Below are 25,921 nucleotides of genomic sequence, written 5' to 3'. Positions count from 1 at the left end.
TTTTACAGTCCTGCTAAATGTACCAAAAAATTGATTCAGTTTTCTGGTGCGGTATACTGAACGATGTCGATACCTACACCATTAGGATCTTCTATCGCAAAATGATGGTCGCCCCAGGGTTCTTCCCTCAATGCAATTTTGATCGGTACTCCCTTTTTCTGAATTGTTTCATATACACTTTTTACATCTTCCACTTCAATGGTGAGATAAACACCTTTTCCCTGAAAGGCTGGCTGGAACAGCGGTTGTTGTGACGCGTGTTCCGGCAGTAGGAAACTAAGCGCTGCTTCATGGCCGGGGGTATGCATCAGCAGGTAAAAATCATTTTCGAAGGTGACACCAAAGTCCAGCACCTGTGTATAAAAATCTTTGCTTTCTTTAATCTTGTGGGTAATGATACCGGCGTTTAATTTCATCTTGTTCATTTTTGTTGATGATACAAAATTGCGGGAATCCCGTTGGCTGGTATTGTAAAAAACGGACAAACTTTACCGGAGTGCGATGGTGGGTGTGAGGCCGTACATGGTTTTAAATTCTTTGATGAAATGGGCCTGGTCGTAATAGCCGGCATCATAAAAAAATTTGTTTTCCCGAAGACTCCGCGCAGAAGGTTTGGCATGCAGAATATGCTGGAACCGTACTACTTTACTGAAAGTCTTTGGTGAGCTGCCGATATAAAAATCAAACAGACGCCGCAGCTGCCGGGGGCTGATACCGGTATGCAGATCGGTATTGAGATTGAGGGTACCATGGGCTTTCAGGATCAGGTCCAGTGCATCAAAAAAACGACTGTCTGCTTCATGAAACGTTTGGGATAGTATAGCTCCGAAATAGTTATCCAGCAATGGCTGCAGCGAGGAAAGCTGCTGATGGGTCTGTACCTGTTGTGTCAGCCCTTTTGATAAAGCCGGTGCTACGGTTTTTAACGCTTCAAACCGGTTGGTCAGTTCGGCTGCATCGATACGAAATAGCAAAGGAAAGGCTGCAGGCAGAAAACGAATACCGATATAGTTGAAAGGGTTGTCCAGCGGGAACTCCGTATAAGTGGTGGAAAATCCCATGATATAAAAATCTTCCGGTGTATCTGTATTAAAAAACAGATCTATGCAGCCATCTGCTACCACACGATAGGTGAAAGGAGTAGCCAGCGGGCCACAGGAGCTTAGTTGCCAGTAGCAGTAAATATATTTTGACAGCAGGAGTGAAGGTGGCTGTTCCTGGTAGCTGACCTGCTCCTGATCTATTGCAGGCTGTACTGGCCTGAACAGCTGCCGGATGTCCGGAAGGGTATGCATACAGTAGGTTTTCCGCTTGAAAGGTACGGCATACTTGGCTGTTTGTAAAATCAACTTTACATTTGGAGGTTCTTATTCAGCATCATGTTCGACGTATTCACCACATACCTGCAAAACAAAGGTACCTTCACCCCGGAAGATATTGCCCTGATCAGATCCTGCAGCACAGTCAGGCTGCTGAGGCGGCGCCGGTTTCTGTTGCATCAGGGAGAAGTATGGAAGCACTATGCTTTTGTATGTAAGGGATGTTTGAAAGCCTATTTTATTGATGACAAGGGGATCGAACGTATCATGCGGTTCTCACCCGAAAACTGGTGGGCGGGTGACCGGCAAAGCCTGATGTCAGGACTTCCAGCCACTATTAATATTGATGCGATGGAAGATACTACTGTGGTGATGTTTACGGGAGAAGATTTTGAACGACTGCAACAACAGATACCGGAGCTGAAGAAGATGGCGGAAACCCTCATCCACCGGAGCCTGATGGCGGCCAACGACCGCATACAGGCGGCTATCAGTATGGGTGCGGAAGAACGTTACCGGCAGTTTATGGAAAAATATCCCGGCCTGTTGAACCGGGTGCCGCTACATATGATTGCTTCCTACCTGGGCGTAACGCCGGAAACGTTGAGCCGTGTCCGTGCCACTCAAAACCGCCATAAGTCTTGATATTTGTCAAGGTTTTTTCCTATCATTTATCATTGGTCACCACCTCACACTCTTCCTAATTTTGCGGTATTGTTTTAATCAATTATCCATGAAAAGTATGAAGATAGGTGTTATCGGAGCCGGTGCCATTGGGCAGGCTTTTGCAAAAGCGGCTGCAGCAGCTGGTTATGAAGTGATGATCGGCAACAGCCGGGGACCGGCTTCCTTACAGGAGTTTGCAGCTTCACATCCGGGCATAACGGCTACCGACCGGCACACCGCTGCCACTGCTGATATTATCTTGCTGTCTGTACAATGGCAGTACCTGGAGGCGGCTACGGCCGGACTGCCGGACCTCCGCGGCAAAATTGTGCTGGATACGCTCAATCCCGTAATCCTCCCTGAATTTATTATCCCCGACCTGGGCGGTAAAACTTCCAGTGAAATCGTGGCTGCTCATGTACCGGGAGCCGCAGTGGTGAAAATATTCAATACCCTGCCTCCTGCGTTGATCAGTGCTACGCCTGCTTCTCAGGAAGGTAAGCGGGTCATATTTTTTTCGGGAGATGACCAGGATGCCAAAGTAGTCACCGGTCAGTTACTCGACAAAATGGGGCTTGCCGGCGTTGACCTGGGCGGACTGGTGCAGGGTGGTGTGATGCAGCATTTCCCCGGTGGACCATTGGCAGGGTTGCATCTGGTGAAGCTGGAAATGGAGCTGTAGGCTTATCACTGTCAAGGCTATACGTAAAATCGTGTGCATCCTCACTTAGGGACGCACACGGTTTTTTTATTACTGGCGCAGTACTTTGATCAGTGCTGCCAGTTCTTCCCCTGCATAACCGGCGGCAGCTCCCTGCTGCATCATATTGTTGGCATATTGGGGGAAGCTGTCGTTGATACCGGCTTCCCTGGCCTGTTGCAGGATACGTCCTACGGCTTCAATAGAAATACTGAGCGGACTTTCGGAAATAGAAAAGTCATTACGATGTATCATTTTGCCTTCATGTTGCAGGAAATCCCCGAAAGAAGGCGTGATGCCCGCTACCAGCGTGCTGTAATCGTCCACAGAAAGACCGGCGGCTTCCATGATATGGGCGCCGTGGAAGAATCCCAGCACGGAGCCATAGATATAGGAGAGGGTGGCCAGGTCTACTGCAGAAGCCTGGCTGGCCTTAGGTCCCAGGTAAGTAAGACCTCCGCCAAATACACGAAGGGTGTCGTTATATTTTTCAAAGGCTTGTTGGTCGCCGGAGAAAAAGATAGGCGTATCGGGCCGGCCCATCTGGCTGGGAGCCGCTTGTATAGCGCCATCCAGATAAATAGCTCTCTGTGCAATAGCCCAGTCGGCGGTTTGTTGTGCTTCGTTGGGACTGGTGCTGCTGAGTTGTATCACCGTTTTCCCGGCAAGGGCGGCTGCCACGGCTGGTGTATCCAGAATATTCATGGTGGCCGCATAACCCATTACACAGATGATTACCAGGGGACTGGCCGCCACGGCTTCCTGCGGACTGGCTGCCAGCACAGCTCCCTGTTCGATAAGTGCCGCTGCCTTGTTGCTGCTGCGGTTCCATATAGTAACGGCATGGCCGCTGTCGAGCAGCAGTTGTGCCAGTGTAGATCCCATCATACCCAGACCGATAACAGTCACTTTGTTGGTTGTTTTTGTTTGCATAGCTGATTCATTTTTACTATGCAAAAGTGCGCCATCCATTAGCCCTGGACAATAAGGGAATAATTATTCAGTAAGGAGAAATTATTCCCTATGATCCGCTAAAGGGATAGGGGAATATGTTATCGGAAGCACCGGCACGGGTGATCAATATGCAGCTCCGCGAGTTGGAAGACTACCGGCAGCTTCTTTTTGGATAGCTCTATATCTGAAATGCCGAAGACTTCACAGACCGGTGTGTGGTCTGTGAAGTCCTCGGCATGCATGTTTCCGCTACTGACTTATCTTTCGTAGAAAGGTGCGGCTTCCAGTCCGAGAGCACGGAAGTAGACATATATCTGACCACGGTGGTGTATTTCATTATCGATGAAATACATCAGGAGAGAGATGACTGTTCCGGGATAGTTGCCGAAGGCCACATCTTCTTCCTGGAATCGTTCTTCTGTGATCTGTGGCCAGTATTCGCTGATAAGGGCGGTGTTCTGGTCCCAGAGGTCGAGGATCGCCTGTTTGGTGCTGGGCAGGTCGTGTCTGGCTACAAGGTTCCAGTTGCCAGTGGCCGCTCCGGGAATACCAGGGCCGGTAATGTTAATGAGCTCCATGGCCAGCGCAGCAACGGGGCGCATACCGCCGATGGAATAGCTAAAGAAATGTTCTTCCGGGAAAGCCTCCAGCAGGCGGCGGGTGAGACGGCGGTGTCCTTCCCAGTGTTCCCGTAATCCTTTGCTGGTGAGGGCGGTGATGGTCTTTTCGTTGGTAGCGATGGTGTTTTCCATAGTTGTAATGTCTTTAGATAGTGTGATATTGTTTACAATCCAAAGGTAACTGAAGGGTGGTGACAACCTTATGTCAGCAGGATGAAAAAAATTTTTAATCGGGAAACACCAGTATGGTTCTGCCTGTAGTGCGCCGTTGCTCAATGTCTTGATGGGCCTGGGCTACAGCGGTAAAAGGGTAGGAGTTGACCTGTCCTTTCAGCTGACCCGCTTCTGTCAGTCCGATGAGATAGGCGAGCCATTGCTGCCGTTGTTCGGGAGGGATATTATATACGGTAGAACCGATTACCCTGGCGGATTTCATGATGAGCTCCTGCGGATTCAGGTTGGCAGGCTGAGTGGAAGTGCTGCCATATACGATCAGCGTCCCGTTGACGGCGAGGGCCTGTACCAGTGCGGAGGTCGTATCGCCGCCGGTGGCGTCGAGGATCAGATCGGCACCGTGGCCGGTAATGGCAGTGAGTTGCTGAAGCCAGGATGGATCTTCAGTGCTGAGGGTATGTGTGGCGCCAAGGGAGCGTACGTAGTCATGTTTATGGGTGCTACCTGTGATGGCAATGATCTGTTTTACGCCTCTGATCCTGGCCAGCTGTACGGCATTGGAGCCTACGCCGCCGCCTGCTGCCGTGATCACCACTGACTGATACCCGCTTGCCTGTTCCAGGAGATGTTGCGCGGTGAGTGCCTGAGAGAGCAGGCCCCTGGATGGTTCCAGACCGTGGGGCAGCACAGTGAGCCCTGCGGCGGGAACAGCTGCATAGGCTGCATATCCGCCGGGAGCGTATCCGGTAACCTGCTGACCTGGCTGCAGGTGGGATACTGCACTGCCGGTTTGTATTACTTCTCCGCTTATCTCCCCGGGCATAATGGCCGGAAACTGTGGGATCATAGGATATATGCCTTTGCGGATAAGCAGGTCTGCATAATTGATGCCGATAGCCTTTACTTTCACCAGTACTTCATCTGGTGCAGGCACGGGCATTTCCTGTTCGGTCACCTCCAGTACTTCGGGGGTGCCGTAAGCCTTGATATTAATCGCTTTCATGTGGATGTTTTTATTGACACCACAAAGATGGAAGATTGTGTCTGAAGGCTCACTATCCCTTTCCTCCATGAAAGTGACTTGTTCTTTATGAAAGTACCGGCCTTACAGCTTCTTCAGGGCCTGGCCCTTATGGGCTGCGATATGGTCGGTTTTATCACTTTTGATTTCATATTGCGGGTCTTCACGGGACGCATGATGGGTGTATCCTTTGTACTGAAAGTCGGAAGTATGTATGCGGATGATAGTACCGGTGACCCTGCCGGCTTCCGAATTCCAGGTAACGTGATCGCCTACCTTAAAATGTTTTTCCATCATTTAGGTTTTTTTAAGGAAGTTTAAGTCGCCAGGTGGTTTGTGTCCGGCCTCCCTGCCTCATTCTGCCCAGTATTTCCGGGGAGGTGTTTTTAAGCAGATGATCGAAAGCGGTGAGACGGGTATAATCAATCTGTGCTTCCTGATCAATAACAAAGCCGGCTTCTTCAAAGAATGCGGCCGCCGCCTCAAAGCTGTCGAACATGTTGTCGTGAATATGATGTTGTTCAAAGAAGTTGTGCAGCTGATCGTTGGCGGGCAGGAATGCTTCCAGGGCGCGGTCCCTTTTGATATACACATCTGCTGTAATCCAGTACCCGCCCCGTTTTTCGAGCACACCCCGGATCATGTTGCACAGTGCTGTTTTTTCCTGATTGTCGAGGTACATCAGCAGTCCTTCGTTGACAACCGCCACGGGGCCGGGGGCAAAGCGGCTGATGACAGCGCTGAACTGCTGTTCGTCAAGTGCATTCAACGGCAGTGTTTCCAGTTGGCCGGTCAGTGGCGGATGGTTTTCCAGCAGCGCCTGGGTAAAGCGTTGTTTGGTAACAATCAGATCAGGTAGGTCGGTGTCAATATAATGCACATCCTGCTGCCGGGTGACAGCCAGTCCGCGGAAAGAGAACCCGGAAGAGAGTTCCAGGATATTCTTCACGGGGAGGCCATTCAGTAGCTGATCGATGCTGTGGTAGCGGTTTTCGAAATGTACCACCCGTGCCCAGAAGCCAGGCTCAGTGCGGCTGTAGTCAGGGATGTACGGTTCCGGGGCCATCATCAGTTGGGCAGCTTCACGGGCATAGGGGATGTCTGTCAGGCCTTTCATCAGCAGCAGGCTTCTGGCAGAGGGACTGATAGTGTTGTAGTCGCGTGTTGTTTTACTCATCGTTATGAATTGAGGTTTTTCGGTTGATTGTTTCTTCCAATCTAAATTTACGTTATTTCATTTTTCCGTGAAGAGGCGCGCTGTGTTGATAAAGCAGTTAAATTCGTTATATTCTAACTATATATAACGATGAAAAAATTTATCGCTTATTGGATAACACTGGGTATGCTGCTGGTGGTCCATTCGTTGAAGGCCCAAAATAAAATTGTCGTTTTTCAATCCGACTTCGGATTAAAAGACGGAGCCGTATCTGCTATGAAAGGCGTAGCGAACACCGTGTCCACCGATCTGAAGCTGTATGACCTCACCCATGAAATACCGGCTTATAATATCTGGGAGGCCGCATTCCGGCTGGAACAGACGGTACCTTACTGGCCGGAAGGGACGGTGTTTGTTTCTGTGGTAGACCCTGGTGTAGGCACCAGCCGCAAGTCGGTTGTACTGAAAACACGCAAAGGGCATTTTATTGTCACGCCGGATAACGGCACTCTCACGCTGGTGGCTGCCTCCGAAGGGATTGCTGAAGTGAGGGAGATAGACGAAGCCGTCAACCGGCGCAAAGGCTCCGGTCAGTCCTACACCTTCCATGGACGTGATGTATACGCCTACACCGCCGCCCGCCTGGCAGCAGGTACTATCACCTTTGAACAGGTAGGGCCTGCATTGCCCGCACAGGTGGTGACGCTGCCCTACCAGCAGGCCACTCTGGAAGGGAAAGTGCTGAAAGGCAATATTCCCATCCTCGATATCCAATACGGAAACGTATGGACCAACATCAACGCATCGCTGCTGGAACAGCTGCATCCAAAGTACGGTGACATCCTGGAAGTCACCTTCTATCATCAACATAAAAAAATAGCCACCCTGAAAGCGCCCTACAGCGAGACTTTCGGAGCCGTTCCCGAAGGTAAACCCCTCGCATACCTGAACAGTCTGATGCAGTTGTCATTTGCCCTTAATATGGCCTCCCTGGCCGAAACCTATCATATTGGCAGCGGCAGCGAATGGAGTGTGGAAGTAATTCTGGATCGTTTTAAGTAATTTGCGTTCCATTTTAAGCATCTTTATGGATATCAGTATTAATAAATATATCAGCGAAACCGGCTTCTGCAGCAGGAGAGAGGCAGACAAATACATTGAACAGGGCCGTGTGACCATCAATGATAACATCGCCTCCAAAGGTAACAGGGTAAAGGCCGGCGACGTGGTAGAGGTAGACGGGGAGCCACTGAAGAAAAAGAAAACTTCTGTGTACATCGCACTCAACAAGCCCAAAGGTATCACTTGTACCACCGACCTGAAAGACAAAACCAATATCATCGACTACGTTAACTTTCCATCCCGCATATTCCCCATCGGCCGGCTGGACAAGCGTTCGGAAGGACTGATCTTCCTTACCAACGATGGCGATATCGTCAACAAAATCCTGCGTGCCGGCAACCAGCACGAAAAAGAATATATCGTAACGGTAGACCAACCTATTACCCTGGAGTTTGTGAAGGCGATGCGCAACGGTGTGAAGATCCTAGGTACCGTTACACAGAAATGTTTTGTACAGCAGGAAGGTCCTAACCGTTTCCGTATCATCCTTACCCAGGGCCTCAACCGACAGATCCGCCGTATGTGCGAAGTGCTCGGATATAATGTGGAGACACTCAAACGAGTGCGTATCATGAATATGACACTGAAAGATCTAGCTCCCGGAAAGTGGCGTTACTTCACTAAGGAAGAAGTCGCCAATATCAATACCATGGTGGCTTCCAGCAGTAAGACCGCTGGCGGCGATGATAGTGGCGGTATGGATGAATAACGTATATGCCTGACGTTTAGACGGGTGTTTTTTTGAAAAAAATTTGGAAGTGATAATTTAATTCCTATTTTTGCACCCGCTAAACAGCAATACAGTAAAGGATTCCGTAGCTCAGTTGGTAGAGCAATACACTTTTAATGTATGGGTCCTGGGTTCGAGTCCCAGCGGGATCACCACAAGATTATCAAAGAAAATTAAAGCCGTTTGAATCGTAGGATTTATGCGGCTTTTTGCTTTACCTTAGAAAGGTAAACCATATCAAACGAATCTGAAAGGATACAAAAAAGGATACAGTAAATAATTCTCGTCTAATGTATCCCTTTTTCTGGTAAAGTCATATCAGCAAAGAATATTACTTGGTCTCAAATAAGGAAAAATACCTTACTTGTCCATTAATTCCCTTTCCATTTCTTCAATTGTGGGGAGTTGAGTTTTAAGGTCATCAGGGATTATTTCTGATAACTCAAAAGAACTAATGCCAATAGGTTTATTTAAATCGCGAAGCGCATATTCCACTTCTATTTTATCTTTTAATCGGCATAATATTATTCCGATAGATGGGCTATCGGTTATGTGTTTTAATTTACTATCTACCGCAGAAAGATAAAAGTTCAATTTGCCTGCATATTCAGGTAGAAATTTTCCTGCTTTTAATTCTATGACTACGAAACAGCGTAGGTGCAGATGATAAAATAACAAATCCAGGAAATAATCTGAATCACTGATTTCTAATTTATATTGACGGCCAACAAAGGCAAAACCCTTTCCCAGCTCCAGCATAAAGTGGGTAATCTTCTGCGTTAGGGCAAGTTCAATCTCTCGCTCTTGCGCATTCTCTTCCAATCCAAGAAAATCAAAATGGTATGGATCTTTAATAGTCTCTGCTGCCAGATCAGACTGTGGTTTAGGAAGAGTTGATTCGAAATTGTGATCAGCCTTTCCTTGTCTTAAATGATAATTATGTTTAATATTAATTTCTAATTGATTCCTTGACCAACCATTTTTATGGGTGGCTTTGGCATATAAAACTACTGTTTCCAGGTCTTTAATTTTAGAAATTAACAGTCGTTGGTACGACCAGGGCAATTGTGCCACAGGCTGTGGCACAAATTCAAATTGATGAGAAAAGAAAATATACCATTGTCTGATTGTATACAAATTTCTGCGAGAGAAACCATTGATCTGTGGGAAACTTTTTTTGAGATCGATAGACAATTGTTCCAGAAAATTCTCTCCCCATTTGTATTCAGTTTGTTTGGAGATAATTTCCTTTCCCAGCTCCCAATAAAGTTCTATTAAAACTATATTGAAATTGGAAACTGCCTTTAATTGAGCTTGTTTTACCTTGTTTTTTATTTCCACCAGCCATTCTCTATAAGCTTTGTTGGTCATTTTAATTGTTTTGCATTTGATAGCAATCGTCGTCCTTACAGGTGAAAATTAATAAGTAGTTGTGCAGGAAATCTCTTCGTTATGTGAATAAAAGAAGGTTAACTCACCAATAACATTTTTTAATGTAAAAATGATAATTGATGTATAAAATTGAGCATGAGTTTTCACTCCGGTATAAAGAAAACTATTCCAGAAGGATACAAATTCGGATACACTAGCTTATAAATCCTCGAAAAGCAGCGCTAATTAAGCCTTTGATATAGTCCCAGCGGGATCACAGACAACTTACAAACCTCGCGCATGGCGCGGGGTTTTGTTTTTTAGTTGAGCGTTTAGCCAAATTCCTTCTATATAACCTCAATTTGTTTCTCATATTTAGATACGAAATATCCATAGGGAGATTTTCGCACTTTCCTACTATTATGTGATCATTTGAAGAAAAATGTAAAATAGAGGATTAAGTCAAAAAGTTGTGGAGGACGGATTGATCCGAAGTATTGGATAGATTGTCCCTGTAAATGTTGTTTTAGTTATTCTGATCGGCTCGCGCAGCAAATTTTACATAGTCAACATACAATGTCGTATGAGCATCTGAATAAAATCCAAAGGTAGTAAATTGGGGAACCATTAACACTGCCTGGCGTACCATTTGACCATTGATGAAAAATCGAAACTCCCCGCTATGTATTTCTTCGATGCGTAAAGTGTTATATGCCGAAGTTCCCTTATTTATACAAGGGCATTCTGTAAATTCAGAGACCTTATAGGCGGAGTCATTCGCCTTTGCAAATATGATATATTGACCTGTTGAATAGACCCAAAAGTCAAATTCATTGAAGATCCCGGGTGTCTTTTGGACGGAATTCCACAAGATCCCGTATTTGGCCTGGGGAGAATCTGCAACTACCTTCATTTTCATTTCCAGGATGTTGCAGGTGGGCACGTATTCGGCAGGTGTACTCAATCTCGGCGCCCAGAAGCGGTTGGCCTTTTGGGCATCCAGGACATAGTACCCGTTCTGCACGACGGCGGAGGCAGTATCACCATGAATGATATTGGGCACCATTGGATTAGCGGGATCGTCGAAGTCCATCTGCAGCAAGACTTTTTCTTTGGCTGGCGGAATGGGGGATTGGGGGTGTGCTTTTTCGGTGGTTATGAATAACAGGATCGATAAAGTCAGCAACTTTAAACGCATAGGGAGAGGTTTGAGTGAATGTAGAGAAAATATTTCAAACTTTCATGGGAGAGGGAAAGTGTGCAGTTAGCCGGTTTTACAGCAAAAGGATCAGATTATCAAAATAATAGCCACCGGGAAATTGTCATCTATTCGATCCCCCAATTGTTAGAAAATCTGCGTCAACATCATGTATCACATATGTTGATGGCCAGCCTGCGCACTACCCCCACTGCTAATACAGGAGATATCATTAATACACTACATCGATATGCTTTTTATCTAAGCCTCAGATACCCTGATATGTTCGCACCGGTTGCTGTTATGGGAAATACAGAACCAGCAGTAGTGTACTATGTTATATATCTGCAGAATAATTGCTTAGCCCCATTATGTGCCTATGCTATCAAAAAAATATGCAGGAATCGAATAAGAATAGGAAAAAAATTATTATTTTCCAGTAGGGAATCTGATACGATCGAATCCATTATCCCTTAATCCACTGATATTCCTTAAAAGGTGTGTCAGGCTTTGATTTCCCAATCTACAACGCGATATTAAATCATTGCAAAAGAAAGTGTTGATAAGCCCCTCTCGTCTGTTCATTCTCTATCTCAGTTTATCAGTATTAATATTTTGTATCGGAGCACAAAACAGTGACTATTTACCTAAATGCAACTAAAACTATGACCAACTCGACTGCACACAAAGAATTTACAATGAACGATGTAAGCTTGCTTTCTTAGGACTGACCCCTTTTTGAAAGTATATTGTTTGCATCGCATCAACAAGACCCTGTTAGCTTAGCCATTACGCTTATGCCGGTTTAAGGCTGGTGTTTATCAACCAATCTATTTCCACAACCTTATGAATTTGTACCCTTATGATCAAAAATTTTATCCTTACAGCACTATGCCTGGGAGTATTTCAATTTGCCCATTCTCAGGGAACGGTTCAGACTAATCATGAAACCGAAGAAAATGAGCAACATGACCAGGAATTTAAAAAATCCCAATGGTATAAATTAATGCAAAAGCCACATGCCGACTATTTCAGTATCCGGAAACAATTTGACCGGTACATGAAGCGGCATCCGCAGGTGGAGGGCCCCAGGGAAACGGGAGAAGAGTGGTTCAGGAAAAATATTTATTACCTGGATAGTAAGGGAAGAGTACAGGCGCCTCCTGCTTTTGACTACCAACGCCTTCGCGCAGGTATTGCCCCAACCTCCAATGTTACGGACACGATGGCGGGAGACTGGCGTATGATCGGTCCGCGTAATCAAACATTACCAGGTGGTGCTGCATCTACAAGAGGAGGATACTCCTATTGTGTACGGATGGACCCGACCAACCTGCAAAAAATGTTCATCAGTTTTCAGACCGGTGGCCTTTGGGTATCATCCAATGGAGGAATTGTATGGCATCTTGTAGACAGCAACATGCCCGATAACGATTATTTTGATATCGTTGTTTGCCCCGCCAATACAAATATCGTATATGCCATTTCAAAATCTGCAGTCATCAAGTCCACTGACGGAGGTTATACCTGGGCTGTGACCGGACTTAATAGTTCTGCTTATTCTTCAGGCCAGGGAATCGATGTTGCAGTGTCTCCTGCCGATCCCAATATTGTTGTGGCTCGTTGGGGAAATTCAGTATACCGGTCAACGAATGGAGGTACCACATGGACTTCCGTTTTATCTTCCCTGAATAACATTAATGCAGATGGCTATGTCAATAGTACCGGTGGGATCCTTGAATGGAGCAATAACGACCAAAGATATGTTTTCTTTATAGATGCAGCATTGGGTAGCTCCACAGCTACCATTTATGCATCCACAGACAAGGGTGCGACCTTTACTGTGTTGGCAAATATTACTATTCCATCAGACATTCCGAAGCAAGACTTAAAATTCATAAAAATTGCGACAGCAACAGATAAACCATCTGCTGTTTTTGCTTTTTTAAACTGCGGTTATTCCTATATGCAGTTGTATCAAACGGATGTGAACACGAAAGCTGTAACGCTCCTGCGGAAAAATATGGTCAATAATTCAGGATGTGATGCCATAGCCATGGATATCAGTAATTCCAATAATATCGTTTATGGTACCTATGGCGAATATAATGTTCATTATTCAACAGATAACGGGCAAACTTTTGCTACTTCCAACGCGATGCACTACGACATCAGGTCAATTCATATTGTCAATGGTAAAGTGATGGTGGGAAATGATGGAGAAACCGTTATATCAAACGACAAAGGCGCCACTTTTTATAATGTTTCTGCCGGTATTTCAAATATTGAACTCTGGGGTTTTGGTGCTTCCTTTAAGTCTGATATTATGGCTGCTGGCTGTAACCACGGCCCTCTCACTATTCGCGACTATGCCGGGAACGGAGGCTGGTACACTGTATGGGGAGCCGATCAGCAAAATACTGATGTGAACCCGCTCGACAGTATTCATGTGATTACCAGGGGATATGGTGCTACTTGTGTAACAAGAACAGGGATCGGGACATTTACAGACGCTCCTTCCCAGGTGGATCCTGGCAGGGAAGACTGGTACAATAATCTGTCATATCATCCCAATCTGTTTAATACGATGGTAAGCCACACTAAAGGTGACTACCCGGATGCTGTTTCTGCCAGCACCAAAGAAACCTGGAAGAAATCCCTGATCAGAAGCGACGACAATGGCCTTACTATCAGCAAGGTGGTGTATACTTTCACCGACAGGTTAATGAGCGAGAAAATCTGTATGAGTGATACCAATCGCATTTATTGTATCGTTTCCCCTTCCAATAACCATTTATGGAAAACTGCCGACGGTGGCGTAACCTGGACAGAAATAACGCCCAATACATCAGTAACCGGCACTGGTGTAAGGAACATCAGTGATGTGGCAGTGAGCGATGCGAATCCTAATGAGATATGGGTAACTTATTCGGGAGTGCAGAGCACCTGCAAAGTATTACATTCGACAGATGGCGGTGCTACTTATACTAACCTCACTACAAATACGATTGGTTCAGATCCTATTTCAAAAATAATTTTTCAACGAGGCACCAGTGGCGGTGTTTATGTGGGGAATAGATCAGGTGTTTTCTATAGGAATAATAGTATGTCCGACTGGCAGAAACTAGGCACAGGACTACCGATGCTGGAAGTACGAAACCTGTTTATCAATTATTATAAAGGGAAATTATTGATCGGTACCAGCAGAGGTGCCTGGGATCATGACCTGTACGAACATTCCTCCACGAAGGCACAAATATCTGCCAGTACAAAAAGTCCCAATTGCCAATCTCCAATTGTACAATTCCGGGATTACAGTGTGGTGAGCAATGGAGGTACCGGGGCCACCTATTCCTGGCAATTCCCCGGAGGCATACCATCTACTTCTACCTCAGAAACACCGGTGGTCAACTATTCTGGTGCTGCGGCAGGTAGTTATAATGTGATATTAACCGTTACAGACCAATATGGAACCAATGCGCAAACACTTTCCAACTTTATCACTTATAATCCAACCGGTTGTTGTCAAAGCAGTGCACCGGGCTGGACATCCGAAGACATTGGAGGCCCGGCAATAGCTGGATCAACCTGTTATCAGTCAAGCATAAACCGTTTCACGGTTAAGGCATCTGGTGTCGATGTATGGGATTATTCAGACCAGTTCAGGTTCAATGACACTGCGCTGAACGGTAACGGACAAATTATTGCAAAAGTAGTAAGCCTTAATGGTACCAACGTCTGGTCAAAGGCTGGTGTGATGATCCGGGAAACTACCGGTGCTGATAGTAAACATGTGTACGTTACAATAACGCCAAACTTCGGAGTTAATATGGAGTATAGGGCTACTACCGGTAGTTATACTTCAAACGTACAAGGGACTGCAAGCACGCCTACGCCATATTGGGTAAAACTTGTACGGGCAGGTGACCAGTTCACTGCTTACAGTTCGCCCAATGGAATCAGTTGGAGCGTAGTTAGTAGTACTACCATAACGATGAATGCTGCAGTAAGGATCGGTCTTGCTGTTACCAATCATGATAACACCCAGCTCGCGACTGCTGTTTTCGACAGTGTGAGTGTATCGTCTTCCTGTATAGCAATCACCACACAACCGATGTCATCAACAACCTGTATTGGCAACAATGCCAGCTTTACCGCCGCTGTGTTGGGAACTGGTAATACCTATCAGTGGCAAAGCAATAACGGTAATGGCTGGTTCAACGAAGGTGATGGCAGCTGGTCTGATGGTGCTGTTACAGGTTCAACATCACCAACGCTGATTAAAACAGTGAATGGTAATACTCAGAATGGCCGGCAATGGCGCTTGCAGGTTACTAATTCTACCTGCGGTACCATCCTTTCCAATCCGGTAACGCTTACGGTAACCGGTGCTACTATTACATCACAGCCGGTGTCTGCAACAGTCTGTATGGGCAATAATGCTGTCTTTAGTGCAGCTACATCGGGGACAGGCAATACTTACCAATGGCAAACCAACCAAGGTGGCGTCTGGGTTAATGAAACCGATGGTCCCAAGACCGACGGAGATGTTACAGGTTCAACTACACCAACTCTGGTGAAAGTGGTGAATACTTCTACGCAAAACGGTAAGCAGTGGCGCCTCCTGGTTAACAATGGAACTTGTAGTGCTATTTCTAATATAGTAACGCTTTTCGTTGCGGGTACAGTCATCACTACACAACCTGTTTCAGCAACGGTCCCCATTGGCGGTACAGCCACTTTCAATGCTGCAGCTGCCGGTTCCGGCAATACCTATCAATGGGAAACCAATCAGGGATTCAGTTGGTACAATGAAGCCGATGGATCCTGGTCTGATGGCGCTGTTTCCGGTTCTACCACATCAACGCTCACGAAAACAGTGAATGCCTACACGCAATCTGGCCGGCAGTGGCGTCTCACTGTCACCAATGGTTCCTGCCCTAAGGTCGTTTCCAACATCGTTACTTTAACTGTTGCAGCAGCACGGTTAGCAAATACGCAAGCCTCCCTGCTCAATGCAAAGGAAAAAATATCAGTGTATCCTAACCCTGTGCATAATGTGCTCACCATTACAGGATTGACAGGCAAAAAGATAATTGCTGTTTATAACAGTACTGGCGTGTGCATTTATTCGGCAACAATTGCTGAAACAACGAAAACCATTGGTACAGACAACTGGACAAATGGTGTATACATCGTAAAAATCACGGGAACAGATGGTCAAATACAAAACTTTGAAGTTATTAAGAACTGATAAAGATCTGTAACAGACTTTTGCAAAACCCGCTACTACGGCGGGTTTTGTGTTTTTGTCTATAATGTATTCTATTTAGCCGTTGTTTTCTCAATACTGCCAGATACTCTTATCAGGATTACGTACATCCGTTATGGTTATCGTTATCGTGGCCACTCAGGCTATTCCCCATCATGTGTCCATGCTTTCAAAAAAATATTTAGAAATCGAATAGGAATAGAAAAAAAAATATTATTTTCCGGTAGGGAATCTGATATCCCTAATCCCTAATCCTCTGACATTCCCTAAAAGGTATGTCAGGCTTTGATTACCCAATCTAAAAAGCGATATTGAATCATTACAAAAGAAGTGTTGATAAGCCCTCTTGTTTGTTCATTCTCTATCTCAGTTTATCAGTATTAATATTTTGTATCGGAGCACAAAACAGTGACTATTTTACCTAAATACAATTTAAACAATGACAAACCCGACTGCACACAAAAAAATCACAATGAATGATGTAGGCTTGCTTTCTTAGGATTGACCCCCGTCTTGAAAGTATACTGTATTGTATCGTCTCAACAAAAAACTGTCAGCCATTACGCTTATGCCGGTTTGAGGCTGGTATTTATCAAACAATCTATTTTCACAACCTTACGAATTTGTTCCCTCATGATCAAAAATTTTATCCTTACTGTACTATGCCTGGGAGTATTTCAATTTGCCCATTCACAACGAACGGTTCAGACTAATCATGAAACCGAAGAAGATGAGCAACATGACCAGGAATTTAAGAAAACCCGATGGTATAAATCAATGCAAAAGCCACATGCCAACTATTTCAGCATCCGGAAAAAATTTGACCGGTATATGAAGCGGCATCCGCAGGCGGAAGGCCCCAGGGAAACGGGAGAAGTGTGGTTCAGGAAAAATATTTATTACCTGGATAGTAAGGGAAGAGTACAGGCGCCTCCTGCTTTTGACTATCAACACCTTCGTGCAGGTATTGCTCCAACCTCCAATGTTACGGACACGATGGCGGGAGACTGGCGTATGATCGGTCCGCGTAATCAAACATTACCAGGTGGTTATGCATCTGTAAGGGGAGGATACTCTTATTGTGTACGGATGGATCCAACCAACCAGCAAAAAATGTTCATCAGTTTTGTGACCGGTGGCCTTTGGGTATCATCCAATGGAGGAATTGCATGGCATCTTGTAGACGGTAACATGCCCAATAACCGGTATTTTGATATCGTTGTTTGCCGCGCCAACACAGACATCGTATATGCCATTTCAGAATCTGCAGTCATCAAGTCCATTGACGGAGGTTATACCTGGGCTGTGACCGGACTTAATAGTGCTGCTTATTCTTCAGGCAAGGGAACCGATGTCGCAGTGTCTCCTTCCGATCCAAATATTGTTGTGGCTCGCTGGGGTAATTCAGTATACCGGTCAACGGATGGTGGTACCACATGGACTTCCGTTTTATCTTCCCTGAATAACATTAGGGCAGATGGCTATACCAATAATGCCGGCGGAATCATGGAATGGAGCAATAACGACCAAAACCATGTTTTTTTTATAGATGGATCAGAGAATAGCAACAAAGCTACCATTTATGCATCCACAGACAAGGGTGCGAACTTTACTATGTTGGCAAGTATTACTATTCCATCAGACATTCCGAGTCAAAACTTAAAATACATAACAATTGCGACAGCAACAGATCAACCATCTGCTGTTTTTGCTTTTTTAGACTGCGATTATTCCTATATGCAGTTGTATCAAACGGATGTGAACACGGGATTTACAACGCTCCTGCGGAAAAATATGGTCAATAATTCAGGATGTGAAGCCATAGCCATGGATATCAATAATTCCAATAACATCGTTTATGGTACCTATGGCGAATCTAAAGTTCATTATTCAACAGATAACGGGCAAACTTTTGCTACTTCCAACGCGATGCACGCCGATATCAGGTCAATACATATTGTCAATGGTAAAGTGATGGTGGGGACTGATGGAGAAACCGTTGTATCAAGCGACAAAGGCGCCACTTTTTATAATGTTTCTGCCGGCATTTCAAATATTGAACTTTGGGGTTTTGGTGCCTCCTTTAAGTCTGATATTCTGGCTGCCGGCTGTAATCACGGCCCTCTTACTATTCGCGATCATGCCGGGAACGGGGGGTGGTACACTGTATTGGGAGCCGATCAGCAAAGTACTGATGTGAACCCACTCGACAGTATTCATGTGATTACCAGGGGATATGGTGCTACTTATGTAACAAGAACAGGAATCGGGACATTTACAGCCGCTCCTTCCGAGGTGGATCCTGGCAAGTACTGGATCAATAACCTGTCATATCATCCTAATCTGTTTAATACGATGGTAAGCCACACTGAAGGGGAAAGCCCCAATACTATTCCTGCCAGCACCAGAGAAACCTGGAAGAGGTCCCTGATCAGAAGCGACGACAATGGCCTTACTATCAGCAAGGTGGTGTATACTTTCAACGACAGGTTAATGAGCGAAAAAATCTGTATGAGTGATACCAATCGCATTTATTGTATCGTTTCCCCTTCCAGTAACTATTTATGGAAAACTGCTGACGGCGGCGTAACCTGGACTGATATCACACCCAATACATCAGTAACCGGCGCAGATGTAAGGAACATCAGTGATGTGGCAGTGAGCGATGCGAATCCTAATGAGATATGGGTAACTTATTCGGGAGTGCAGAGCACCTGCAAAGTATTACATTCAACAGATGGTGGTGTTACTTATACTAACCTCACTACAAATAGGCTTGGTTCAGATCCTATTTCAAAAATAATTTTTCAACGGGGCACCAGTGGCGGTGTTTATGTGGGGAATAAATCAGGTGTTTTCTATAGGAATAATAGTATGCCCGACTGGCAGAAACTAGGCACAGGACTACCGATGCTGGACGTAAGTAACCTGTTTATCAATTATTACAAAGAAAAATTATTGATCGGTACCACCAGAGGTGCCTGGGATCATGACCTGTACGAACATTCTTCCACGAAGGCACAAATATCTGCCAGTACAAAAAATCCCAGTTGCCAATCTCCAACTGTACAATTCCGGGATTACAGTGTGGTGAGCAATGGAGGTACCGGGGCGACCTATTCCTGGCAATTCCCCGGAGGCACACCATCTACTTCTACCTCAGAGACACCGGTGGTCAACTATTCTGCTACTTCGGCAGGTAGTTATGATGTGACATTAACCGTTACAGACCAGTATGGAACCAGTACACAAACACTTTCCAAGTTTATCACTTATGATCCCATTTGCTGTCAAGACAGTGCGCCAGGCTGGACATCCGAAGATATTGGAAGCCCGGCAATAGCTGGATCAACCTGTTATCAGTCAGTCAAAAAACGTTTCACGGTTTATGCATCTGGTGCTGATGTGTGGGATAATTCAGACCAGTTCAGGTTCAATGACACTACGCTGAACGGTAACGGACAAATTACTGCAAAAGTAGTAAGCCTTAATGGTGCCAACGTCTGGTCAAAGGCTGGTGTGATGATCCGGGAAACTACCGGTGCTGATAGTAAATATGTGTTCATTACAGTAACACCAGGCTTCGGTGTTAATATGCAGCACAGAGCTTCTACCGGTGGTTCTTCTTCAAACGTACAAGGGGTTGCAAGCACGCCTACACCATATTGGGTAAAACTTGTACGGGCAGGTGACCAGTTCACAGGTTACAGTTCACCCGATGGGATCAACTGGACCTTAACTAATACTACTACCGTAACAATGAATGCTGCTGTAAGGATTGGCCTTGCTGTTACGAATCATTATAACGGCCAGCTCGCAACTGCTGTTTTCGACAGTGTGAGCATCTCGTCTTCCTGTATAGCGATCACGAAACAACCAGTTTCAGCAACAATCTGTATTGGTAACAAAGCCACCTTTAGTACCACCGTGGCAGGAACAGGTAATACCTATCAATGGCAAGGCATTGACGGTGGCAATGAAGGAGATGGCAACTGGGGAGATGGTGCTGTTACAGGTTCAACATCAGCAACGCTGATTAAAACAGTGAATGCTTCTACGCAAAATGGCCGGCAATGGCGCCTGCAGGTTAATAATCCTACTTGCGGCACCATCCTTTCCAATCCGGTGATGCTTACCTTTGCCGATGCTTCTATTATATCACAGCCGGTGTCTGCAGCAGCACTCGTGGGCAGCAATGCTGTCTTTAGTGCAGCTACAGGGGGGAATACTACCTACCAATGGCAAACCCTCCAGGGTGGGGTCTGGGTTAATGAAACCGATGGTCCCAAGACCAACGGAGACGTTATAGGTTCAACTACACCAACCCTGGTGAAAGAGGTGAATGGTTCTACGCCATGCGGCCAGCTGTGGCGTCTCCAGATTAGTGGCAATGGAACTTGTGGTGCACTTACTTCTGATACGGTAAAGCTTACCGTGGTCGGTACTGCTGCTATCACATCAGATCCGGTGTCTGCAACAACATGCATGGGCAGCAATGCTACCTTTAGTGCAATTATATCGGGGACAGCCACTAGTTACCAATGGCAAGCCTACCAAGGTGATGGCATCTGGGTTAATGAAACCGATGGTTCCAAGAACGACGGAGACGTTACAGGTTCAACTACACCAACCCTGGTGAAATCAGTGAATGCTTTTACGCAAAACAACCAGTTGCGGCGACTGATGGTTGGCAATGGATCTTGTAGTTCGATTAGTTCCAGAGAGGTAATGCTTACCCTTGCAGGTGCTGCCATCGTTATACAACCTGTTTCAGCAACGGTACCTATTGACAGTACAGCCACTTTCAGTGCTAGAGTTGCTGGTTCCGGCAATACCTATCAATGGGAAACCAAATGGGGATCCGATTGGTACAATGAAGCCGATGGCTCCTGGTCTGATGGCACTGCTTCCGGTTCTACCACATCAACGCTCACGAAAACAGTGAATGCTGCTACGCAAAATGGCCGGCAGTGGCGTCTCACTGTCACCAATGGTTCCTGCCCTAAGGTTACTTCCAACAGCGTTACTTTAACTGTTGGATCAGCAGCACGGTTAGCAGGTACGCAAGCTTCCCTGCTCAATGCCAAGGAAAAAATATCAGTGTATCCTAACCCTGTGCATAATGTGCTCACCATTACAGGAATGACAGGCAAAAAGATAATTGCTGTTTATAACAGTATTGGCGTGTGCATTTATCAGGCAACAATTGCTGAAACAACGAAAACCATTGGTACAGACAACTGGACAAATGGTGTATACGTCGTAAAAATCACAGGAACAGATGGTCAAATACAAAACTTTGAAGTTATTAAGAACTGATAATGATCAGTAACAGACTTTTGCAAACCCGCCACTACGGCGGGTTTTGTGTTTTTACCTATAATTTATTCCATTTAGCTGTTGTTTTCTCAATGCTATCAGGTGTTGCTTTTTGGGTTGAGGGCCGCCGCCTGTTGGGCCTTTTCTTCCAGTGTGGCAGTATCAAAGGCCGGGTGAAAGGTTTTCTTTACAAAGGCGGGTATGTCTTGTACTTTCTTTTTCACCGCATGGGTGATAATATCGCTTGCCTTCCGTAATAGGGCCGCCAGTTGAATATGGCTAAGCGTAATCCCAGCGGGATCACTGCAAGAATATCAAAGGAAATTAAAGCCGCTTAAATCGTAGGATTTACGCGGCTTTTCTGTTTTTACCATAGAAAGGTAAACCATATCAAACGATATCTGGGAAGATACAAAAAAGGATACAGTGAAAAAAGCTAAGTTTACCGTATCCTTTTTTCTGGGAAAGGCTTTTCAATAAAGGATTTAAGGTCTTATGAACCGATCGTTGTCTGTTTTACCGGGCTATAAAATGGATGATTCAAAGTCTTTCCTTCTCCCTGAATTTTCCACATACAGTACAATCTTACCATCCACTTGCTGCTGTATTAATTTGTCAACGGCTTTGGATATACTGGTCCAAGGCTGTTCACTGTCAATAGGTGTCTGCAGGCTTCCGGTTTTCACCATGGCAGCAAGACGATCTAACAATGGCGTGCTTGGATACATTGGTTCTCGCCCCAGCCATATGCATTGTACGCGATGTAACGGCCATTCAGCCGAACGCACGTTTATGCTCGTAGCCTGGCGTGCAGAGTTGCCAAAATTGACGCAGATGCCGTTACGAGTCAGCGTAGTGAGTGCGGTTGCTAATACATCACCGCCTAAAGAATCCCAGATTATATCATATTCGCCAGCGTTTTTGGCTTCTTCTATATCCTTAAAAACACAGGATGTATTTATTCCATCTATTTCCAGTTGATGTGCCAATCCCGCACGTCGGCTTATTGCAAATACTTTTGCACCAGCCATAGCAGCTAACTGACACGCAAAACGCCCAACTCCGCCTGCAGCACCTGTTATTAGAACACGTAGGTTTCGAATATTACCACTGGCATCCAGGCAATCCAGGGCTGTAAGTCCGGCTATTGGCAAACAGGCTGCCTGTGCATCCGTAAGGGCTTCCGGAATTTCAGCCATCAGACCACCAGGGGCAACAAGATACTCCGCCCACGATCCTTGCGCTATGTAGCCGAACACTCGCGCGCCTGCTTTTGGTGTGCTGCCATCCTCGGCCGCTTTCACTACAACACCAGCAAAATCCCATCCTGGTATATAGCTTTTTGTTGTTGCCAGTGCAGTACGGGTTTCGCCTTGATTGAGGGTAAAGGTCTTCACTTTTATCAGCGCCTGATTGGGAGAAGGGATAGGTATAACGGTCTTTCGAATCGCTAAGCCTGGAAAAGTATTGGGAGTAGTAAAAATGGCTTCCATCTCCTGTTTCGTGGGCGACAAATTATTTTCCATATAACTTATTTTTTGCCCAAACTACAGACAGGCCGCAAAGGAATTGTTGATTTGCATCAACAAATAACTCCTACTTATTTGTATTTCTCAATCTGCTTAACGTCTCTTTTGTTATTCCGAGATAATTGGCAAGGATATGATGCGGTATTCGCAGAAATAGCTCCGGGGAAGTTTGGATTAGCCGCTCATACCGAATTTGAGGTGTTTCATAGTAAGACGCTACCAGTCGTTCCATTGCATAGCATGCAGTGTGTTCTGCCAGATGTCTGCCTGCTTTCTGCCATGAAAAAGATCTGTCAAATAACTTAAGCATACGGTCAGCATCCATACAGATCAAAGTGGTTTTCTCAACGGCAATAATATCCATTTCGCCCGGCTTTTGCATCATAATACTTACATAGTCTGTCACAAAATCATTCTCAATCGCAAAATCAAATGTGCGTTCAACACCGTTCAGGTTTTTCACCCATCGAAAGCAACCATTTAAGATAAATCCGATTGTTTTACATTGTCGGCCTGCTCTGTGAAAATATTCCTTTGTATCAAATTGTTTGATATATAATAGTTCATTCAGGAATTCCCATTCCTGCTCCTCAAATGTTGCAAGTTCACTTAAATATGATTTTAGTGGCGTGTAATCCCACAGGTTATCAGTATTCATGAATATAATTTTTAAAATAGGTTGTTTTCGATATGCACAAAATGATCTCAAACTAAACTCTTTACTCAATGACCTCTCACTGTAATTCTTCCCGATACGAGATCTTATCCACGATCAGCCATTTCCCGTCTAACTTTATCAGGTTAAACCGATCAATGAACCGAAAGGTGGCAAAAGTCAATTGCACGTGAGCAGACCCAGTATCTCCATCCCAGGTATATGAAAGGAGTTCGGGTTGGCATTCCTGTAATGTTGCCTGGGCAACCAGGTCCAGATATTGTGGCAGTGTCCACTGAACCAACTTTCCCTCTATGATGGTCCTGATGTACGCATCGGAGTGAAACGCCCCCCGGAGCCTTTCGATGTCTTTTACCGGACGCCCTTGAAGATAATCATTAAGAGTAAGTAGGATCAAATGCTTTTCGTCTTCTACGCCGACTTTGCTTGCTAGAGTTTTCATAATTTTTGTCAAAAAGTTATTTGTTTTTTTAAACTTTCCAAATGTATATTCGGTACTAAGTGATGACAACCTAAGGAAAAGGATTGTCCAATTGTAAAACTCTATTGCTCAACTCCCTTTCTGTAAATGTTCTGCCTGGATCGGGATGATCAATAGCATTTCCTTTGAACGCAGCGGTGATATACCATGTTTGGTTTTGATGATACAAAGGTATGACCTCAGGCTGTTTTACCGGTTGGTCTTATCAAACCAATAATTGTGAAATTCAAAGAATTGGGCGGGGTAGTTTCGGCAGGAAGCCATTTTCAACAGGAAAATAAAAGATGGAGATATTGTTATTATTCCATTTGTTGCCTATAATTCCTTGGAGAATAATGCCCCATTTTATGAATACATTGGTAGTAAAGCAGTTATTTGCTTAAAATTATCAAGCTTTTGATTAGAGTATAACGCTGCCAATAGCTTTAAATTTTCGAGGAAATGGTTCGAGAATAATCCGAACAGGCTCACAACAAGATTATCAAAGAAAATTAAAGCCGTTTAAATCGTAGGATTTATGCGGCTTTTCTGTTTTTGAGATAAAAAGATAAATCATATCAAACGAACCAGAAAGGATACAAAAAGGGGTTTTCCACGGGATGTTTTTTTCACTGGGCTACAAAGTTGACCCCGCAAAATTCAACAAAGAATCCCGGTGCCGCAGGCGGCGATATTTGGGTTGGAGTTGAAGATGCTAAAATTGCTTTCCTGTTATATTTTCTTCCCTGTTTTTTTAAACTCCGTGGGACTTATTCCATTATACCTTTTAAAAATACGGTTTAGATGACTTTCGTCCGTAAAGCTAAGCTCATAGGCAATTTCACTCATGCGCATATCACTGTGTAATAGTCTGGTTTCCACTAATCTGATTTTGTAGTGAGTAATATAGCTCTGAAGCGTTTCACCGGTTTGCTTTTTGAAATACCTGCCCAGATAATTTGTTGAAATATTAAAATGACGGCCTAAATTTTCAGTTTTAAGTTTCTTGGGTTCAAAAATGTTTAGTTGTATATAATTCAATATTTCCAAAATAGGCTCACCTGTATTTTCCTTTATATTCTTGGGCAATTTTAACGCAATATTTCTAGCTACCACACTAATGATGGTACTAATAATCTGTTCTGAAATACGAGTATAATAGATCTGTTGTCTGGTCTGTTCATCAAGGATAGCATTTACCAGGGAAAAAATTAAAGGTTTATCCGTTTTGTTTTTTAAGATACATCCCGGCCTGTGGCTGGCATTTTGTAAAATGTACGCTACATGCGTCACCGTATCCTGATCCTTACCTGATTTTTCTCTAATATATGATTCATTAAATCTTAGAAAAAAGAAACTGGTCTTTTGGTCAATATCAAAGGAGTAAATGTCCTGTGGGGTTAATAAAAATAAATTTCCTTTCCGATAATTAAACTGGTGGTCATTGACAAACTGTACGCCGGTCCCTTCCATAACATAGATGAGCTCAAAGAAATTATTGCGTTTTAAAGGCTTTTCAAAGCGCTGTAATTCCTTCCATTCGATTTCATATTGTTGGTGTAAAGTTTCCCGCCCCATGTTATAAAAATACAAAATTAGTGTAACAATGTACAACTGGAATAGTAGTCGCCTTG

20 protein-coding genes and 1 tRNA gene are annotated in these 25,921 nt (G+C 44.8%); 7 read left to right on the top strand and 14 right to left on the bottom strand.

Features of this window, described 5'->3' with window-relative positions:
• Positions 1–35 precede the first annotated feature (35 nt).
• Together KD145_RS04650 and KD145_RS04645 are read right to left on the bottom strand one after the other, a co-directional pair.
• Positions 36–416 carry a VOC family protein gene (locus KD145_RS04650; protein ID WP_249219740.1) on the bottom strand — a complete coding sequence of 127 codons (381 nt, stop codon included), beginning with the start codon at positions 414–416 and terminating at the stop codon, positions 36–38.
• 72 nt (positions 417–488) lie between these two features.
• Positions 489–1,295 (bottom strand): helix-turn-helix domain-containing protein, encoded by an 807-nt coding sequence (locus KD145_RS04645; RefSeq protein ID WP_212004742.1) that lies wholly within the window; start codon positions 1,293–1,295, stop codon positions 489–491.
• 84 nt (positions 1,296–1,379) lie between these two features.
• Here KD145_RS04645 and KD145_RS04640 point away from each other — a divergent pair, with 84 nt between their 5' ends.
• Together KD145_RS04640 and KD145_RS04635 are read left to right on the top strand one after the other, a co-directional pair.
• Positions 1,380–1,964 (top strand): Crp/Fnr family transcriptional regulator, encoded by a 585-nt coding sequence (locus tag KD145_RS04640; protein ID WP_212004741.1) that lies wholly within the window; start codon positions 1,380–1,382, stop codon positions 1,962–1,964.
• An 88-nt stretch (positions 1,965–2,052) separates the two neighbouring features.
• A complete protein-coding gene (locus KD145_RS04635) occupies positions 2,053–2,667 on the top strand; it encodes an NADPH-dependent F420 reductase (protein ID WP_212004740.1) in 615 nt (204 codons plus the stop codon).
• Between the two features lie 69 nt (positions 2,668–2,736).
• Here the strand turns inward: KD145_RS04635 and KD145_RS04630 are convergent, their stop codons facing one another.
• From KD145_RS04630 to KD145_RS04610, 5 genes are all read right to left on the bottom strand, one after another.
• Positions 2,737–3,657, bottom strand: a complete 921-nt coding sequence (locus tag KD145_RS04630; RefSeq protein ID WP_256441269.1) for an NAD(P)-dependent oxidoreductase — start codon at positions 3,655–3,657, stop codon at positions 2,737–2,739.
• Positions 3,658–3,896: 239 nt separating this feature from the next.
• Positions 3,897–4,391 carry a DinB family protein gene (locus tag KD145_RS04625; protein ID WP_212004738.1) on the bottom strand — a complete coding sequence of 165 codons (495 nt, stop codon included), beginning with the start codon at positions 4,389–4,391 and terminating at the stop codon, positions 3,897–3,899.
• 94 nt (positions 4,392–4,485) lie between these two features.
• Positions 4,486–5,436, bottom strand: coding sequence for a zinc-binding alcohol dehydrogenase family protein (locus KD145_RS04620; RefSeq protein WP_212004737.1), 951 nt, complete (start codon positions 5,434–5,436; stop codon positions 4,486–4,488).
• Between the two features lie 102 nt (positions 5,437–5,538).
• The gene (locus tag KD145_RS04615; RefSeq protein WP_249219739.1) at positions 5,539–5,751 is read right to left on the bottom strand and encodes a DUF2945 domain-containing protein; all 213 of its coding nucleotides are present in this window, start codon (positions 5,749–5,751) and stop codon (positions 5,539–5,541) included.
• Between the two features lie 10 nt (positions 5,752–5,761).
• The gene (locus KD145_RS04610; protein ID WP_212004736.1) at positions 5,762–6,631 is read right to left on the bottom strand and encodes a class I SAM-dependent methyltransferase; all 870 of its coding nucleotides are present in this window, start codon (positions 6,629–6,631) and stop codon (positions 5,762–5,764) included.
• Between the two features lie 129 nt (positions 6,632–6,760).
• Between KD145_RS04610 and KD145_RS04605 the strand changes: the two genes are divergently transcribed.
• The 3 genes from KD145_RS04605 (at position 6,761) to KD145_RS04595 (ending at position 8,617) form a co-directional block, all read left to right on the top strand.
• Positions 6,761–7,672, top strand: coding sequence for an S-adenosyl-l-methionine hydroxide adenosyltransferase family protein (locus tag KD145_RS04605; RefSeq protein ID WP_212004735.1), 912 nt, complete (start codon positions 6,761–6,763; stop codon positions 7,670–7,672).
• Between the two features lie 25 nt (positions 7,673–7,697).
• Positions 7,698–8,441, top strand: coding sequence for a 23S rRNA pseudouridine(2604) synthase RluF (gene rluF / locus KD145_RS04600; protein WP_212004734.1), 744 nt, complete (start codon positions 7,698–7,700; stop codon positions 8,439–8,441).
• 100 nt (positions 8,442–8,541) lie between these two features.
• Positions 8,542–8,617 (top strand) — tRNA-Lys (locus KD145_RS04595).
• A gap of 205 nt (positions 8,618–8,822) precedes the next feature.
• Here KD145_RS04595 and KD145_RS04590 read toward each other — a convergent pair.
• Positions 8,823–9,833 carry a YhcG family protein gene (locus tag KD145_RS04590; protein ID WP_212004733.1) on the bottom strand — a complete coding sequence of 337 codons (1,011 nt, stop codon included), beginning with the start codon at positions 9,831–9,833 and terminating at the stop codon, positions 8,823–8,825.
• A 526-nt stretch (positions 9,834–10,359) separates the two neighbouring features.
• Positions 10,360–11,031, bottom strand: coding sequence for a hypothetical protein (locus KD145_RS04585; protein WP_212004732.1), 672 nt, complete (start codon positions 11,029–11,031; stop codon positions 10,360–10,362).
• A gap of 862 nt (positions 11,032–11,893) precedes the next feature.
• On the opposite strand from KD145_RS04585, the gene KD145_RS04580 reads away from it, so the two are divergent.
• Complete coding sequence (locus KD145_RS04580) at positions 11,894–16,285, top strand: T9SS type A sorting domain-containing protein (RefSeq protein ID WP_212004731.1); 4,392 nt, start codon at positions 11,894–11,896, stop codon at positions 16,283–16,285.
• A 795-nt stretch (positions 16,286–17,080) separates the two neighbouring features.
• Positions 17,081–21,622 (top strand): PKD domain-containing protein, encoded by a 4,542-nt coding sequence (locus KD145_RS04575; protein ID WP_212004730.1) that lies wholly within the window; start codon positions 17,081–17,083, stop codon positions 21,620–21,622.
• A 98-nt stretch (positions 21,623–21,720) separates the two neighbouring features.
• Here the strand turns inward: KD145_RS04575 and KD145_RS32440 are convergent, their stop codons facing one another.
• From KD145_RS32440 to KD145_RS04555, 5 genes are all read right to left on the bottom strand, one after another.
• Positions 21,721–21,846 (bottom strand): hypothetical protein, encoded by a 126-nt coding sequence (locus tag KD145_RS32440; RefSeq protein WP_256441268.1) that lies wholly within the window; start codon positions 21,844–21,846, stop codon positions 21,721–21,723.
• A 300-nt stretch (positions 21,847–22,146) separates the two neighbouring features.
• Positions 22,147–23,148, bottom strand: a complete 1,002-nt coding sequence (locus KD145_RS04570; protein WP_212004729.1) for a zinc-binding dehydrogenase — start codon at positions 23,146–23,148, stop codon at positions 22,147–22,149.
• A 70-nt stretch (positions 23,149–23,218) separates the two neighbouring features.
• Positions 23,219–23,809, bottom strand: a complete 591-nt coding sequence (locus KD145_RS04565) for a Crp/Fnr family transcriptional regulator (RefSeq protein ID WP_212004728.1) — start codon at positions 23,807–23,809, stop codon at positions 23,219–23,221.
• A gap of 76 nt (positions 23,810–23,885) precedes the next feature.
• On the bottom strand, positions 23,886–24,269 hold the full coding sequence (locus KD145_RS04560) for a nuclear transport factor 2 family protein (RefSeq protein ID WP_212004727.1): 384 nt from the start codon (positions 24,267–24,269) through the stop codon (positions 23,886–23,888).
• Between the two features lie 750 nt (positions 24,270–25,019).
• Entirely contained in the window at positions 25,020–25,865 is an 846-nt protein-coding gene (locus tag KD145_RS04555; RefSeq protein WP_212004726.1) for an AraC family transcriptional regulator, read from the bottom strand.
• Positions 25,866–25,921 lie beyond the last annotated feature (56 nt).

Origin of the sequence: Chitinophaga sp. HK235 (assembly GCF_018255755.1) — a bacterium.
GTDB lineage: Bacteria > Bacteroidota > Bacteroidia > Chitinophagales > Chitinophagaceae > Chitinophaga.
This window is presented reverse-complemented; position numbering and strand designations above follow the sequence as displayed.

Coding starts and splice junctions, on each gene's coding strand:
- KD145_RS04570 (WP_212004729.1), bottom strand. CDS start 23,148: ATGGAAAATAATTTGTCGCCCACGAAACAGGAGATGGAAGCCATTTTT.
- rluF (WP_212004734.1), top strand. CDS start 7,698: ATGGATATCAGTATTAATAAATATATCAGCGAAACCGGCTTCTGCAGC.
- KD145_RS04610 (WP_212004736.1), bottom strand. CDS start 6,631: ATGAGTAAAACAACACGCGACTACAACACTATCAGTCCCTCTGCCAGA.
- KD145_RS04585 (WP_212004732.1), bottom strand. CDS start 11,031: ATGCGTTTAAAGTTGCTGACTTTATCGATCCTGTTATTCATAACCACC.
- KD145_RS04560 (WP_212004727.1), bottom strand. CDS start 24,269: ATGAAAACTCTAGCAAGCAAAGTCGGCGTAGAAGACGAAAAGCATTTG.
- KD145_RS04590 (WP_212004733.1), bottom strand. CDS start 9,833: ATGACCAACAAAGCTTATAGAGAATGGCTGGTGGAAATAAAAAACAAG.
- KD145_RS04650 (WP_249219740.1), bottom strand. CDS start 416: ATGAAATTAAACGCCGGTATCATTACCCACAAGATTAAAGAAAGCAAA.
- KD145_RS04640 (WP_212004741.1), top strand. CDS start 1,380: ATGTTCGACGTATTCACCACATACCTGCAAAACAAAGGTACCTTCACC.
- KD145_RS04635 (WP_212004740.1), top strand. CDS start 2,053: ATGAAAAGTATGAAGATAGGTGTTATCGGAGCCGGTGCCATTGGGCAG.
- KD145_RS04580 (WP_212004731.1), top strand. CDS start 11,894: ATGATCAAAAATTTTATCCTTACAGCACTATGCCTGGGAGTATTTCAA.
- KD145_RS04575 (WP_212004730.1), top strand. CDS start 17,081: ATGCAAAAGCCACATGCCAACTATTTCAGCATCCGGAAAAAATTTGAC.
- KD145_RS04555 (WP_212004726.1), bottom strand. CDS start 25,865: ATGGGGCGGGAAACTTTACACCAACAATATGAAATCGAATGGAAGGAA.
- KD145_RS04645 (WP_212004742.1), bottom strand. CDS start 1,295: ATGCATACCCTTCCGGACATCCGGCAGCTGTTCAGGCCAGTACAGCCT.
- KD145_RS04605 (WP_212004735.1), top strand. CDS start 6,761: ATGAAAAAATTTATCGCTTATTGGATAACACTGGGTATGCTGCTGGTG.
- KD145_RS04625 (WP_212004738.1), bottom strand. CDS start 4,391: ATGGAAAACACCATCGCTACCAACGAAAAGACCATCACCGCCCTCACC.
- KD145_RS04630 (WP_256441269.1), bottom strand. CDS start 3,657: ATGGATGGCGCACTTTTGCATAGTAAAAATGAATCAGCTATGCAAACA.
- KD145_RS04620 (WP_212004737.1), bottom strand. CDS start 5,436: ATGAAAGCGATTAATATCAAGGCTTACGGCACCCCCGAAGTACTGGAG.
- KD145_RS04615 (WP_249219739.1), bottom strand. CDS start 5,751: ATGATGGAAAAACATTTTAAGGTAGGCGATCACGTTACCTGGAATTCG.
- KD145_RS04565 (WP_212004728.1), bottom strand. CDS start 23,809: ATGAATACTGATAACCTGTGGGATTACACGCCACTAAAATCATATTTA.